Raw genomic sequence first — 15,036 nt, 5'->3', positions numbered from 1 at the left:
TTAACTTTTCACTCCTCACTTCCAACGGTATCCGTTGGTTCGGTTGATTTGACTTTTTTCTGATAGGTGTCAATACTAAAAATGCCGAGATTTTGTTTCCATTTCAGGATTCGCTTTACAGATGCGTCAACCTGAGCTTCGGGAATTTCACCGTTTTGAACAGCCTCAAGAACTGCGGGATATTGGGTATTGACAGATGAACAACAGAGCAAATCGTTACCGCATTTTGCCGCTGTGACTGCCGCCGCTTCATCCCCCGTAAAATCCGTGATTGCGTCCATGATAAGGTCATCGGTCATAATTACACCGTCAAATTTGAATTCATTTCTGAGAATATCATGCACCTTTTGTGAAAGTGACGCAGGATATTCGCTGTCCATGCAATTAACTATGTTGTGTGAAACAAGAATACAGTCGGCACCGGACTCAATTCCCTGATAAAACGGTTTAAAATCTGTATTTTCAAATTCCGAATAGTCACGGTCATCGTATGCAATTCCCGTGTGTGTGTCGCTGTTATTGCCGTAACCGGGAAAATGCTTCAGAACCGTGCCGAGCTTTTTTGATTTGCTTGTTTCAACAACGGTTCGCACATATCTGTTTTCCATATCAACATCCGAGCTGAAAGAACGGTCATACATAAAGCCGTATTCATCCGAGGTCATATCGCACACGGGAGCCAGATTCACATTGATTCCGAGTGAAAGGAGCAAATCCGCTTTTTCTTCTGCATCCTGCTTGACAGCATCCCAACCGCCGTCTGCATAAGTATCTTTTGGAGAAAGAAACGGAGTTTCACGGAGGTTTGGGTTACTGCTGACACGCACAACCGTTCCGCCCTCCTCATCAACGCCGATTAAAAGCGGAATATCCGCCTCGTTCTGATAGCTGTGAATATCGTCAACAACTTCATCTTTGGTTTTACCGTCAAAATCTCTGCCAAACAGGATGTAACCGCCGATATTGTACTCGCTGACCTGTTGCACAGCGTCTTCATCGGGACAGCGTACAAAAAACATCTGCCCCACCTTTTCTTCAAGCGTCATATCAGATATGAATTTATCAAGCTTTCGGTCATTAATTTCTTCGGCTGACATTGTTGTCGGCTGAACAGTCGTCTGCTCTGCAGGCTGTGATTTTTCGGACTGACTGCTGTTTTCGGCACAAGCCGTCATTACAAAAACCATACATAATGTAAGCAAAGCAGATGAAGTTATTTTTAATTTTCTGTTAAATATTTTCATAAACGCCTTATGCTTTCTGCATTTTAGTCTGCGCACTGCTTGTGACATATACAAGGCACCTTACCGTTACACCGTTTGCCGTGGTACATGATACTGTGGTTTTGCCCGTTTTGTTGGCTGTAATTTTTCCGCTGTTTTCATCAACAGACGCAACAGTCGGATCTGTTGACGAATAGGTTGTTGAACAGGTCGCCTCACCGTCTGCTACAGAAAGATTCAGCAAGCTTGAATTACCCTCTGAAAGTGAAATTTTATTTTTGCCAAAGCTAACCGCCATTGCAAGAAACTTTACATTCACATTCACATTTTTTGTTTTTCCGTCAGAGGTCGAAATCGTGATAACCGTATCGCCTATGCCCGTGGCAACAATATTGCCGTTTTCATCAACAGAGGCAACTGACGGGTTACTGCTTGAATAGCTGACTTCTATATCTCCCCTCAACTCCGTAATTTCGCTGTTAAGGGTGTAACTTTCAAAAAGTCCCATAGAAATGTCACTTTTCGGCAAAACAAGTTCAGACTTGCTCTGTACTGTTTCGTTAAGCTTTTCGGCAACGATGGGACCGTATATCTTCATATTGGCATATGCAAGAGGGTGAATCCCATCGCCTTTTTTGGTTGTTGCATTATATCTAAAATACTGTGTTGTAATTTCCTCATTATCACCGGTAAGCTCTGTTTCTTCCGAAAGGTCAACATAGGGAATTTCCCACTTATCAAGTATATTTTTCATTAAAGACCAATACTGTGACTGTTTTATTCTTGTTGAGCAATTGTGACAGAGTACGAACAGCTTAATTGAGTCTTTATAATTCTTGTCAAGAAAATAACAAATACTTTCCAACGCACCTGCTGTGGTGTATTCATTGTATTTTCCCGATTTATTATTTATATCGGTCATTGCACCCATTTCAACATTTTTGAACAGGTCATTAAAACCGCCGTCAAGCAGAATAACATCGTAACTGCCTTTCATTTCACGGACACGCTCAAGGATACTTCTGTGGTCTGTGCCGATAAAATCCTTTCTTATTGCAAGAGTTGTGCCGGGAGTGGCCTTGTTGGTCATTGTCATATTATATTTTTCGGCAACATAATTGCAGAAAGAATATGTTGAATTTCCCATTGTGTCCGTACCCGAACCGTAGGCAACGCTGTCGCCGTCACAATACATAGTTCTGCCCGAAAGGTAGTCGGGAGCAGAATACATAGCCTTTGCACACGGAAAAAGCTGTGCGTAAAATTCGTTGCCGACAGCCTGCAAAATAAGATTAACATCGTTTTCTGTGATTTTGCCGTCATCGTCAACATCGGCAGCCGTCAGTTCTTCCTCGGTCGGAACAGTGTCGATAAGGCTTTTGGCAAGCTTTGCATCAGCTGCCTCAACAGTTCCGTTGTTATCAACATCGCCGTAAATCACATTGCCCGACGAAACAAAGTTTAGCGAATTATCATTGCAATATTTTTCTGCGACAGTCCCCGAATAGCCTTCAAGAGTGAACGATGAATCGGTTGAATACTGCTGAGTGCTTATTGTCTGCTTACTGTAGGTGTCAAAAACGCCCTTTTGGGTTGAACAGCTTACCGCAAACGAATCATCGCAAATCTGCGTTACGGACATTGGAATGCTCACGGATTTAAGCTTTTTACAATTCATAAACGCACCGTAGCCTACAGTTTTTAAACCAAAATTCAGGTTGATTTTTTCAAGGCTTTCACAACCGTAAAAAGCCCACCATTTGATGCTTCTTACTGTGTTGGGAATTGTCACTTCCTTGATTTTGCCTGAATAAAATGCCGTCCTGCCAATTGAGGTTACAGGCTTTGAATCAATGCTGTCGGGAACAGTCACAACTGCATTCTTGCCCGTATAACCGCAGATTTCGGCTGTGTTATCGTCAAGAATTCTGTATTTAAAGTTTTTGTATGTGTGTTCATCGGTTGCGGCAAAAACGGTTGTACCGACACCTACAACTGATGAAACTATTATTACCGTTGAAAGTAAAAATGATAAAGTTTTTTTGAAATTTCTCATTAAATAGCTCCCATAAATCATTATTCCTATATTTTACTACAAAATGCAACATTTTGTAAATAGGCAAACAACCTAGAATTACCAAAAATAAAAAAACAGAGGAACAACATTGAAAGCAATTCAAAGAATGCTCCGGTTAATCCTCTGTATCCTTTATATATTTTTAAAAAATCAGCCTGCAAGCACAAGCGGAAGAACATCGTTACGGTCAATGTGAAGAACAACCGAAACCTCGTCACAAACCATTTTTTCAGCTTCTTTGAGAAAACGCTCGTCAGTAATGTGAAGTCGTCTACCCTTTTTGAGCTGGAGCTTACTGTGGAAGTGCATTCTCCTGATAAGCTCAACAAGCTTCATACAATCGCCGCCCGAAATAATCTCCTTGATTTTTTCACATCTTTCGGCTTTATTGTCAATCCATATTTCATTATCGGTTTTCTGTGACAAAATATCTTTAATTTCATCCGAAGAAAGGACAGCACGCATTCTTGACACAAGCATTTCATTCTGAGTCGGAACAAAAAGCGTTGAAGAATCCGAGCAAACAGGTTTTAAAACATAGTATTCAATAGAATCCTTTCCAATTTTTTTCGTTGTAATTTCGGTAATCTCACAAACTCCGTTTGAGCCGTAAAGAACAATCTCGCCAATACTGTACATACTCTCACCATCCGTATAATCGCATCATCTTAAATCTCAGATAAACACTGAGTTCTTACAATATTATTGTACCACATTTTGCATAATTTTGTTATAGGCAAAATTACCGAATTTGACAATTTTTTCACTGTGGGAAATTAGTTGAATTACAACTATGTACAATAATGCCGAAATGGAAACCCGCCGAAAAGTGAAATGACCGACAACAAGCGTCGGTCATTTTCGGGGTATATTGGGTTATAGAAGGAATATATCAATATGAATGAACGAAATAAGCATTGAATACAGGCAGAAGAAAGAACTTTTCACGACTAATTTCAAAACTCCAAAACAAATTACCTAAAAACAAATCTGTTTCAATGCTTATTCCGTGGGCATCAACTTTAGCTTTATTGTACAACAAAAGAGTTTTAAATTCAATTGCATTTGCAACGGAATTAAATCTTTGATGTAAAATATCCTTTGGAATTTTTATCTAATTGTTACAAAAATAACAATCTCAACCTTTGCAGAACAAAATTCGCCATCTTTTAGGTGTAAGTATTGAAGATATAAATATATATTTATATCCTTTTATTATTGCATTTATGTCAATTTATTATGATATTATCCAAGAATTTCGTCAGAAAGTTGTTCAAGCTGAGGAATATTTTCTTTTTTCATAGCAGAACGGATTGTCACAACAGTAGGACAAATTTCAACATTTTTCATTTCTTCAAGATATGTTCTCATTGTCTTTGCTGCCGAAGGAGCCCAAGAGCCGTTTTCAACCATAGCAACCTTTCTGTTCTTGTAGCCCTTGATTTTAAGGTGGTGCAGGAAATCGTTCATTATCGGGAACACGCCGCCGTCATAGCTCGGTGCGATAACAACCATTCTGCTGAAGCGGAATGCGTCCTCAATATCCTCGGCAAGGTCTGTGCGTGAAAGGTCAGCAATCGAAACCTTTTTGTCTGTTTTTGATTTGATGATTTCACAAAGCTTTTCGGCAGCCTTGGCTGTGTTGCCGTGAACCGAACAATATGCAATGAACACACCGTCGGTTTCAGGCTCATATTTGCTCCATGTATCGTAAAGACCGATGTACCAACCAAGATTTTCGTCAAGTACAGGACCGTGAAGCGGGCAGATTTTCCGAATATCAAGCTTTGCGGCTTTTTTGAGAAGATTCTGAACCTGAACACCGTACTTACCGCAGATATTGAAGTAATATCTTCTTGCCTCGCAAGCCCAATCGTCCTCCTGAGCGTCAAGTGCGCCGAATGTGCCGAAGCCGTCCGCTGAGAAAAGAACCTTTTCTGCACTTTCATATGAAACCATAACCTCAGGCCAATGAACCATGGGAGCCATTATGAATGTAAGCTTGTGCGAACCGAGTTCAAGTTCGTCACCCTCTTTGACTGTAACGGTTTTATCGGCAAAATCAAAATCCGGAAAAAACTGTGGGAGCATTGAAAAAGTCTTTGCATTACCAACAAGCTTCATTGACGGATATTTCTCGGAAACAACCTTAATATTTGACGCATGGTCGGGCTCAAGGTGGCTGATTACAAGATAATCGGGAGTTCTGCCGTTAAGCTCTCTGTCAAGATTTTCAAGCCATTCGTCAGTTTTTCTCTTGTCAACCGTATCCATAATTGCAACCTTTTCGTCAACAATAAGATATGAGTTGTAAGAAATTCCGTTGGGAACAAGATACTGACTTTCAAAAAGGTCGATTGTCTTGTCATCAACGCCAATGTATTTTATAGAATCGGAAATTTTAACCTGCATTGTATTCTCTCCTTTATAAATCTGTGTCCGTATTTGTCGGAAATTTTTGTTAAGTCAATTATACTATGTTATCAAGTTGAAATCAAGATGATTAGGATAATTTAAACACTATGCAAATTTTGTTCATGTGTCTGATTGTATATGAAATTATTTTGCTATTGATTTAAAAGAAAAGCGATGATATAATATTGTTAAAGAAAAATACAAACGGGTTGTTATTATGGAAGTAAAATATTCAAAAGCTGCACTCAAGTTCCTTGCAAAATCCGATAAAGCAACAGTTAATCGTATCAGAATTGGAATTGAGGGGTTAAAAATTAATCCTCCTAAAGGTGATATAAAATTAATGCAGGGATTTGATGACGGCAGACAACGATTAAGAATCGGTAAATACCGTATTATTTTTAAAAGGTTACTTGACGGTACTTATGAAATAATATATATTATGGATATAGGTTCTCGTGGAGATATTTATAAATGAAAGGAGTTGCCGTATATGAGTACGAAAACAGCTGAAATTGCTAAAATGATTGATATGCTTCCCGACAGTGACAAGGAACTTGCCTACGAATTGATTAAGAAACTCGTACTTGCTTGGGATCCTGACTACACAAAAGTTACCGAACAGGAGTATAAAGACATTACAGAAGCGGAAAACGGTGACTTTGTTTCCGAAGACGATATTGATTGGGATAATCTTTCAAGATATGCAAAATAAATAATTGCATTATTTTAGCGGTGGCATTGACCACCGCTTTTTATTTTAGTTTTTAATATTTTGAGTGTATGACATTTACCCACCAAAGCATAATTTTCCACTTTCAATTTTCAATTAACAAAACAGTCCCTTTCAATTTGCAAATTGAAAGGGACTGATTGTATAAATATTAAAAGTATTAGATTTCAGATTACAAAAATTACTTTCTGTTGTTTCTGTTAAAGCCGCCTCTGCGGTCATTGTGAGGTCTGCGTGGACGAGCTGCTCTTTCTGCGTCAATGTCGTTTTCGGGAACAAGACCGTCAACATCAATAAGAACCTGACGGCGAGAGAGGTTAAGTCTGCCCTTATCGTCAATTTCCATTACCTTAACACGGATAATGTCGCCTACATTAACAACATCTGTTACATTCTCTGTACGCTTAACATCAAGCTGAGAAATGTGAACAAGACCTTCCTTACCCGGAGCGATTTCAACGAAAGCACCGAAGTCCATAATACGGGTAACCTTACCGAGGTACATTGCACCCGGCTCAGGATCAACAGCGATTGTGTTGATGATTTCGATTGCACGCTTACACTTGTCGGAATCAATACCCGAAACAAATACCTGTCCGAGTTCGCCGTCTTCCTCAATGTCAACCTTAACTTCGCATTCAGCCTGAATTTCCTTGATAACCTTACCGCTCTTACCGATAACCTCGCTGATTTTGTCAGCAGGAATTGTTGTTGTGAACATCTTGGGAGCGTACTTTGAAAGCTCTTCTCTCGGCTCTGCAATAGCCTTGAGCATTACTTCATCAAGAATGTAGTTACGAGCCTTGTGAGTCTTGGCAAGAGCCTCTTTAACCATTTCAGGAGTAAGACCGCTAATTTTGAGGTCCATCTGAATAGCTGTGATACCGTCGTGTGTACCTGCTACCTTAAAGTCCATATCACCGAAGAAGTCCTCAAGACCCTGAATATCAACCATTGTCATCCAACGGTCGCCCTCTGTGATAAGACCGCATGAGATACCTGCAACAGGAGCCTTAATCGGAACACCTGCGTCCATAAGAGCAAGAGTTGAACCGCAGATTGAACCCTGTGAAGTTGAACCGTTTGAAGAAAGAACTTCCGAAACAAGGCGAAGTGCATACGGGAATTCTTCTACCGAAGGAATTACAGGAACGAGTGCTCTTTCTGCAAGAGCACCGTGACCGATTTCTCTTCTGCCAGGACCACGGCTTGGTTTTGTTTCGCCGACTGAGTAGCTTGGGAAGTTGTAGTGGTGGATATATCTCTTTTCTGTTTCACCGTCAATGCCGTCAAGAAGCTGTTTGTCGGAAACAGGACCGAGTGTTGCGATTGTGAGAACCTGAGTCTGTCCTCTTGTGAACATACCCGAACCGTGAACTCTCGGAATCACGCCAACCTCTGATGCGAGAGGACGGATATCGTCCATTCCTCTGCCGTCAACACGCTTCTGCTCATCGAGTAACCAACGGCGAACAATGAACTTCTGTGTCTTATAAAGGCACTCGTCAATGAGAGCTTCGCTTTCCGGATAAATCTCGTCAAATTTTTCATGAACTGCCTCATAGATAGGCTTGAGTCTTTCGTCACGAATTCTCTTATCATCTGTATCAAGAGCAACCTTAACATCTTCTTCTGCAAATGCCTTGATTGCCTCAAACATATCATGGTCGGGTTCAAGACTTGCAAACTCAAACTTAGGCTTGCCGATTTCAGCCTTGATTTCCTCAATAAAGCTGATAATCTTCTGGTTAGCCTCGTGACCTGCCATAATAGCGTTGTACATATCGTCATCAGATACGCAGTTTGCACCTGCCTCGATCATAGCAATTCTTGAGCTTGTTGAGGCAACTGTTGTTGCCATCTGAGAAACCTTTCTCTGTTCCTCTGTCGGGTTAATGATGTACTCACCGTCAATCATACCTACAGAACAACCCGAGATAGGTCCGTTCCACGGAACATCAGAAATTGAAATTGCGATTGAAGCACCAATCATGGCAACAATTTCAGGCTGACAGTCGGGATCAACGCTCATAACCGTACAAACGATTGAAACATCGTTTCTCATGCTCTTGTCAAAAAGAGGACGGATAGGACGGTCGATTACACGGCTTGTGAGGATAGCCTTTTCCGAAGGTCTGCCCTCTCTCTTGAGGTAAGAACCGGGGATTTTGCCTACTGCGTACATCTTTTCTTCATAGTCAACCGAAAGCGGGAAGAAATCAACGCCCTCTCTTGGCTTTTCTGATGCTGTAACAGCAACATGAACTGTTGTGTCGCCGTAGTGAACAAGACACGCACCGTTTGCAAGCTGTGTCATCTTGCCTGTTTCAACCTTTAAAGGTCTGCCGGCAAATTCTGTTTCAAATACTCTGTATTTGTCGAATGTCATAAGTCGATTCATTTTAGTAAAATCCTTTCCGAAACATAAGTTTCACATTTTAAATAAAGTTCAAATTTATTCAAACGGGATTTTACGCCGATTTAGCAATAAAACCATTAAACAAAACTTACAAACACACAAAAGCATATGTTATTTAATCGTTTTACCGCTAAAAAACAGCAAATAAAAATCCCGCAGAAAATCGAATTTAGGGCAAGCTTTCGCTTGCCCTTGTGTACTTAAAAAATTACTTACGGATACCGAGTCTTGCAATGATAGAACGATATCTTTCAATGTCTACCTTTGTGAGGTAAGCGAGAAGGCTTCTTCTCTGACCAACCATCTTGAGAAGACCTCTTCTGCTGTGGTGATCCTTCTTGTGAACCTTGAGGTGCTCGGTAAGGTCATTGATTCTCTTTGTAAGAAGAGCAATCTGAACCTCCGGAGAACCTGTGTCGCCTTCGTGAGTTGCGTACTCAGCCATGATAGCCTGCTTTTCTTCTTTAAGCATTAAAAATTCCACCTTTCAAAAATAGTCGCCAACATCTCAGGGCAGGGCTGTGAAAATCCGACAAACGGCATACTCCCTGTTCCGAGACACGGTCATCTGTTTTATATTATCACAATCAAAGTCAAAAGTAAAGTGTTTTTTACAAAATCTTCTTTGCTTTTTCATTGTAGAGCATATCTATATATTCACAAATTTTCTTCTGATCTTCTTTAGACATTGAGCGATATCTTGCAATGATTGCTCTTTCGGAAAGAGTCAGTACATTGAGCGTCATGTCACCGTCGGCAACTCTTCTTTCAAAATAATCTCTGTTGTCAAGAATTGCGTTATAATCAATACCGAACATTTTAACGATTTTTCCGAGAAGCTCGTGGCTTGGTTCAGAAACTCCCGTTTCATATTTTGTATAAGTTGTTCTGTTTATCTTTAATGCGTCCGCAACCTGCTGTTGGGTAAGTCCGCAATGAATTCTGTAATAACGCATTCTGAGTCCTACCGAAGCGTCGATATTACTGCACTTTCTTTTGGGCATCTTCTGCACATCCTATCACATAAAAGTATTTCCGCTTTGCACACTGCGATTCAATTATAATACTTTTAAATAAAATATTCCACAAATGTGATAACACTTCACTAAACAAAAATCAGCATGATTTTTGTGCATTATTTTGTATTCATAAATAATTTTTTGATGAATTATACCTGCATCTATTATTATTGATTCGTAAAACTTTTATGCCTCTCTTTCGGTTTTTGTAAACCTCTTTTTCAAATTTGGTATTGAAATCTTTAAATTTTTGATGTATAATCATGTAGCGGAAGTCAGTGTGTATGTTTTTATGCAATTTCTGCGTTCTGTATTTTTGCTTTATTACAGCCGAACAACCGAAAAATTAAACGCTGGAGTAGCGCAGTTGGTAGCGCAACTGATTCGTAATCAGTAGGTCGAGGGTTCAAGTCCCTTCTTCAGCTCCATAACAAAAACCGCATCAGAAAGCCGTTTTCAGGCTCTTTGGTGCGGTTTTTATTTGTTTATTTTTACCGTAAAATATTGCTTAAATATTAGTCAAATGTCAGTCAAAAAGCAGCAATCACATCAATCACACATATATACCTAATGCATATAAAACTAAAAGCACCCTGCATTTTGCAAAGTGCTTTAAAAATTACTCTTTCGTATTCGTTTTAGCCGGATTTTTAATCATTCTGCCGTTGACGAAGATGTAGTCATCATCGGAGTTTGCGTTTTCGACTGCTTCGGTTTCACGCTGAACTTCTTCTTCCGTGAGGACATACTGCACATTATCACCTGTAAAGTAACCGACAGACTCCTGCACGCCTTTTGCGATTACGGATACTATTATATAGGTTGCAATCATCGGGTAGAAAATTACCGAGAGAGCAACTGCAACAACAAGCATTGCACCCTTTGCATAGATTACTGCGAGGAATACTGCGAATGAAACTATTACGACAAGCACAAGTGCGACAATATTTCTGAGAATTTTACCGAAAATCAACAGGAGTGAATTTTTATAAATGTCACGGAGTCTGAGGTCATAGGTAATTGTTAGCAGAGGTACATAGAACAGCATAATCAGCATTGCAATTGAGAACACTATATATATGGTAAAGACAGAGCCGTAAACGATGTCTGTCTGAGCAAGTGTTCCGTAATAGAGAATTGCAAAAAACGAACATGCTACTATGAGGTAAGCGACAAATCCGTTGAAAATTGATTTTTTCAGATTTTCACGAAATGCCTGTACAAAAGTTTTGAAAACATTTACATCCTCTTTTTCAACCGAAATTTTGCGGATTACCATTACAAGTCCGGAATAGAACGGCATTGCGGGAATTATACCCAAGCTCCATAATATTACATTGTTGAATCCGGACAGAAAGCTTATGAGAATGAATATTCCGGAAAATACGGCAAACGGAATTGAGTACATCAATCCCGCAAATAACAGCTTAGGAAATCGGGTGAAAAATCGTGCAAGGGATGATTGATTGAAATTTTTCATAATTGCTAAATTAACCTTCTTAAAAAACAAATTTGACATAATTTTAGCACAAATCGCTTGTCATTTTCAATAGAATGACCATATTTGACAGGTTACAATATTGTAACTTTAATGTTACTTTAATATTTCTAATTTGACAAATAAGTCAAAAAACTCAGATAATATGCGGTTGTTTTTTGTTTGATTTTGAAATTACATTTGGTCAATACCTTCGTTTTGACTAATCACAGAGAAATTTTTTAAAAAAATCTATTGTATTTTCATAAATAGTGTGTTATGATTGTGGCAATAGAGAGAACACAGAATGTTGTTCTCTCGCCAATATCCGGGTTTAGCGGATAAATATTTTTAATTAAGGTGAAAGCTATGAAAAAATCAACAATCAAAAGAGCTGCAGCTCTTGCAGTTGCAGGTATGATGACTGCTACTGCTCTTGCAGGCTGCGGCGGTTCTTCATCATCAGGTTCATCAAAAGATGATTCAAGTGCAGCAGGCAACGCAAAAAACGGTAAAGTTTACTATCTTAACTTTAAGCCTGAGCAGGACAAGGATTGGCAGGCTCTTGCTAAGAAGTACACGGACGAAACAGGTGTTGAGGTAACTGTTAAGACAGCTGCCGAGGGTACTTATGAGTCAACACTTACAGCAGAGATGGACAAGGATAACGCTCCTACACTCTTCCAGGTTAACGGTCCTGTCGGTCTTGCTAACTGGAAAGACTATTGTGCAGACCTCAGCTCATCAGAAATTTACAATCAGCTTACTTCAAAGGATTATGCACTTGAAGAGGACGGCAAGGTTTACGGTATTGCTTATGTAATTGAAACATACGGCATTATCTACAACAAGACTCTTCTCCAGAAGTATTGCGATTCTGACTTTGCTTCGGTTAAGAAGATTGAAGACATCAACAGCTTTGAGAAGTTAAAGACTGTAGCCGATGAAATCCAGAAGAATAAGGATAAGCTCGGCGTTAAGGGTGCGTTCACATCAGCAGGTATGGATTCTTCATCTGACTGGAGATTCAAAACTCACCTTGCTAACCTTCCTATCTACTTTGAGTACAAGGATAAGGGCATCAAATCAACAGACGCTATCGAGGGTAAATACCTTGAAAACTATAAGAACATCTGGGATCTCTACATCACAGATTCAACATGTGATCCTGCAGACCTCGCAAGCAAGAAGGGTACAGACGCTGAAACTGAGTTCACATCAGGCGAAGCAGTATTCTTCCAGAACGGCAGCTGGGAATATTCAACAGTTACCAAGGCAGGTATGAAGGACGACGAACTCGGCATGCTCCCGATTTACATCGGCGTAGGCGATGAAGCTAATCAGGGTCTTTGCACAGGTTCAGAGAACTACTGGTGTGTAAACAACAAGGCAAGTGCTGACGATCAGGCAGCTACTCTTGAATTCTTGAACTGGTGTGTAACAAACAAAACAGGTACATCTGCTCTTGCTGACGATATGGGATTTGTAATTCCTTTCAAGAATGCTAAGGAAGCAACCAATGTATTTGTTAAGATTGATAACGAACTCACAGCAGCAGGCAAAACTCCTGTAAGCTGGAACTTCACAACAATGCCAAGTGAAGATTGGAAAAACGGTGTTGGCACAGCTCTTACACAGTATGCAGCAGGCACAGGCGACTGGGATGCTGTTAAGACTGCATTTGTACAGGGTTGGAAAACAGAATATGCAAAGGCTAACGGCTGATTGTAAAATTTCTGTTTTAATTTAACAGGTTCGGTAGGGGGGCGGCATTCCGCCCCCCTTTTTTATGAACGGAAAGGCAAAATATTATGTTTAGAAAACCTAAAAGAAAAATTTATTTTCTTATATTTGTTCTTCCTACTCTTGCTGCTTTCCTTATAGGTTTTGTATATCCGTTCTTTAACGGCATTTACCTTTCATTCTGTAAATTCAGAACAACAAGCGATGCAGTATTCATCGGGTTCGGAAACTATGTCAAGGCCTTTCAGAATGAGGGCTTTTTACATTCATTCTGGTTTACGGTACTGTTTGTTATAGTATCGGTTATACTCATTAACCTCATTGCGTTTTTTGTGGCGTATGCACTCACGCTCGGAATCAGGGGTTCAAATGTATTCAGAACTGTTTTCTTTGTCCCTAACCTTGTAGGCGGTATTATTCTCGGCTACATCTGGCAGTACATTTTTAACGGTATTCTTCAGTATTACGGAACAAACCTTGCGCTTAACGCAAACTTCGGCTTCTGGGGACTTGTAATTCTTATGTGCTGGCAACAGGCAGGTTATATGATGATTATTTACATTGCCGGTTTCCAGAGCGTACCTCATGATCTTTATGAGGCGGCTAAAATTGACGGCGCAGGCAAAAAACAGTTGCTTACAAATGTAACATTGCCGATGATGATGCCTTCCATCACAATCTGCACATTCCTTACACTTACAAACTCATTTAAGCTGTTCGACCAGAACCTTGCCCTCACAGGCGGTGCTCCGGGTATTGTATCACAGGGAAGCGGTACAATGGTTTATCAGACGGAAATGATGGCTCTCAATATTTACAATACATTCTATGCAAACCAGAATTCTCGTGGCGTAGGTCAGGCTGAGGGCGTTATCTTCTTCGTAATTGTTGTTATCATTGCCCTTATTCAGCTTTACTTCACAAGAAGAAAGGAGGTTCAGCAGTAATGGCAAAAGTTGCAGCAAAGGCTAAGGATAGGCCTGTAAAGAAAAAACAAACCGTAGGAATGAAAATTTTAACAATTCTCTTCTCTATTGTGTCAGTATTCTATGTTGCTCCCGTTTTCATTGTACTGATGAACTCCTTCAAGAGCAATGCGGCAATCAGCCGTGCAATCTTTGAATTTCCGAATGCAAACAGTTTTCAGGGCTTTCAAAGCTATATGACAGGTATGTTCCACGGCAACTATCCGTTCTGGAAGTCAATTGTATGGAGCTTCTTCATTACAATCGGCGGTGTTGTGCTTATTCTTTTCTGCACATCAATGTGTGCGTGGTACTTGCAGCGTTCAAATTCTCGTATATGCAAAATCATCTACTATTTCTGCATTTTCTCAATGGTTATTCCTTTCCAGATGGTAATGTTTACCCTCTCAAAGACAGCCGACAGTCTCAAACTTACAACTCCGTGGGGTATTTTGATTATATACCTCGGATTCGGAGCAGGACTTGCGGTATTTATGTTCTCGGGATTTGTTAAATCAATTCCTGTTGAAATTGAGGAAGCCGCAGATGTTGACGGAGCAGGTCCTTTGAGAACATTCTTCGGTATTGTTCTTCCGATTATGAAACCTACTTTTATTTCGGTCGCAATCCTTGAAACAATGTGGATTTGGAACGACTACCTTCTCCCCTATCTTATTCTTGATATGGATTACAAAACTATTCCGATTCACATTCAGTATCTTAACGGCAGTTACGGTCATACGGACACAAGTGCTATTATGGCGCTTATCGTTCTGAGCATCGTTCCGATTATTATTTTCTACTTTGCATGTCAGAAATACATCATCGAGGGTGTTGTTTCAGGTGCTGTAAAAGGTTAATCTTTCTTTCATTTTATTTTCAAAAAACGGCTGTGTACCTTATGCTACACAGCCGTTTTTTTCTCTTGTGTTTTTTCTCTCGTGTAGACAGTTTGTATAATGAAA

General features: G+C 39.9%; 13 protein-coding genes and 1 tRNA gene. 6 read left to right on the top strand and 8 right to left on the bottom strand.

The features are described 5' to 3' along the window. Positions 1–8 precede the first annotated feature (8 nt). The 4 genes from AC2HW8_RS04665 to AC2HW8_RS04650 all read right to left on the bottom strand — a co-directional run bounded on the left by AC2HW8_RS04665 (position 9) and on the right by AC2HW8_RS04650 (position 5,712). Positions 9–1,292, bottom strand: a complete 1,284-nt coding sequence (locus AC2HW8_RS04665) for a glycoside hydrolase family 3 protein (RefSeq protein WP_015524091.1) — start codon at positions 1,290–1,292, stop codon at positions 9–11. Then, the gene (locus AC2HW8_RS04660; RefSeq protein WP_015524092.1) at positions 1,252–3,279 is read right to left on the bottom strand and encodes a leucine-rich repeat protein; all 2,028 of its coding nucleotides are present in this window, start codon (positions 3,277–3,279) and stop codon (positions 1,252–1,254) included. Before AC2HW8_RS04660 ends, AC2HW8_RS04665 begins: the two co-directional genes overlap by 41 nt. A 171-nt stretch (positions 3,280–3,450) precedes the next feature. Next, positions 3,451–3,939, bottom strand: a complete 489-nt coding sequence (locus AC2HW8_RS04655) for a CarD family transcriptional regulator (RefSeq protein WP_015524093.1) — start codon at positions 3,937–3,939, stop codon at positions 3,451–3,453. A gap of 606 nt (positions 3,940–4,545) precedes the next feature. Further along, complete coding sequence (locus tag AC2HW8_RS04650) at positions 4,546–5,712, bottom strand: FprA family A-type flavoprotein (protein ID WP_484327215.1); 1,167 nt, start codon at positions 5,710–5,712, stop codon at positions 4,546–4,548. Positions 5,713–5,932: 220 nt separating this feature from the next. Here AC2HW8_RS04650 and AC2HW8_RS04645 point away from each other — a divergent pair, with 220 nt between their 5' ends. Both AC2HW8_RS04645 and AC2HW8_RS04640 read left to right on the top strand, forming a co-directional pair. Continuing rightward, complete coding sequence (locus AC2HW8_RS04645; RefSeq protein ID WP_021884131.1) at positions 5,933–6,193, top strand: type II toxin-antitoxin system RelE family toxin; 261 nt, start codon at positions 5,933–5,935, stop codon at positions 6,191–6,193. A 15-nt stretch (positions 6,194–6,208) separates the two neighbouring features. Beyond that, entirely contained in the window at positions 6,209–6,430 is a 222-nt protein-coding gene (locus AC2HW8_RS04640) for a hypothetical protein (protein ID WP_046432286.1), read from the top strand. Between the two features lie 199 nt (positions 6,431–6,629). Here the strand turns inward: AC2HW8_RS04640 and AC2HW8_RS04635 are convergent, their stop codons facing one another. From AC2HW8_RS04635 to AC2HW8_RS04625, 3 genes are all read right to left on the bottom strand, one after another. Next, positions 6,630–8,849 carry a polyribonucleotide nucleotidyltransferase gene (locus tag AC2HW8_RS04635; protein WP_304010895.1) on the bottom strand — a complete coding sequence of 740 codons (2,220 nt, stop codon included), beginning with the start codon at positions 8,847–8,849 and terminating at the stop codon, positions 6,630–6,632. A gap of 226 nt (positions 8,850–9,075) precedes the next feature. Continuing rightward, a complete protein-coding gene (gene rpsO, locus AC2HW8_RS04630) occupies positions 9,076–9,339 on the bottom strand; it encodes a 30S ribosomal protein S15 (protein WP_015524098.1) in 264 nt (87 codons plus the stop codon). Positions 9,340–9,478: 139 nt separating this feature from the next. Continuing rightward, positions 9,479–9,871, bottom strand: a complete 393-nt coding sequence (locus AC2HW8_RS04625; protein ID WP_484327214.1) for a helix-turn-helix domain-containing protein — start codon at positions 9,869–9,871, stop codon at positions 9,479–9,481. 367 nt (positions 9,872–10,238) lie between these two features. Here AC2HW8_RS04625 and AC2HW8_RS04620 point away from each other — a divergent pair. Further along, a tRNA-Thr gene (locus tag AC2HW8_RS04620) sits at positions 10,239–10,314 on the top strand. A 191-nt stretch (positions 10,315–10,505) separates the two neighbouring features. On the opposite strand, the gene AC2HW8_RS04615 is transcribed toward AC2HW8_RS04620, so the two are convergent. Next, positions 10,506–11,366: a DUF624 domain-containing protein gene (locus tag AC2HW8_RS04615; protein ID WP_117886069.1), complete on the bottom strand. Its 861-nt coding sequence runs from the start codon at positions 11,364–11,366 to the stop codon at positions 10,506–10,508. A 366-nt stretch (positions 11,367–11,732) separates the two neighbouring features. Here AC2HW8_RS04615 and AC2HW8_RS04610 point away from each other — a divergent pair, with 366 nt between their 5' ends. From AC2HW8_RS04610 to AC2HW8_RS04600, 3 genes are all read left to right on the top strand, one after another. Continuing rightward, the gene (locus tag AC2HW8_RS04610) at positions 11,733–13,088 is read left to right on the top strand and encodes an ABC transporter substrate-binding protein (RefSeq protein ID WP_117951557.1); all 1,356 of its coding nucleotides are present in this window, start codon (positions 11,733–11,735) and stop codon (positions 13,086–13,088) included. An 86-nt stretch (positions 13,089–13,174) separates the two neighbouring features. Further along, positions 13,175–14,053 carry a carbohydrate ABC transporter permease gene (locus AC2HW8_RS04605; protein WP_015524102.1) on the top strand — a complete coding sequence of 293 codons (879 nt, stop codon included), beginning with the start codon at positions 13,175–13,177 and terminating at the stop codon, positions 14,051–14,053. Beyond that, positions 14,053–14,931: a carbohydrate ABC transporter permease gene (locus tag AC2HW8_RS04600; protein WP_046432620.1), complete on the top strand. Its 879-nt coding sequence runs from the start codon at positions 14,053–14,055 to the stop codon at positions 14,929–14,931. Before AC2HW8_RS04605 ends, AC2HW8_RS04600 begins: the two co-directional genes overlap by 1 nt. Positions 14,932–15,036: the final 105 nt, after the last annotated feature.

Source organism: Ruminococcoides sp., assembly GCF_057037865.1.
This window is presented reverse-complemented; position numbering and strand designations above follow the sequence as displayed.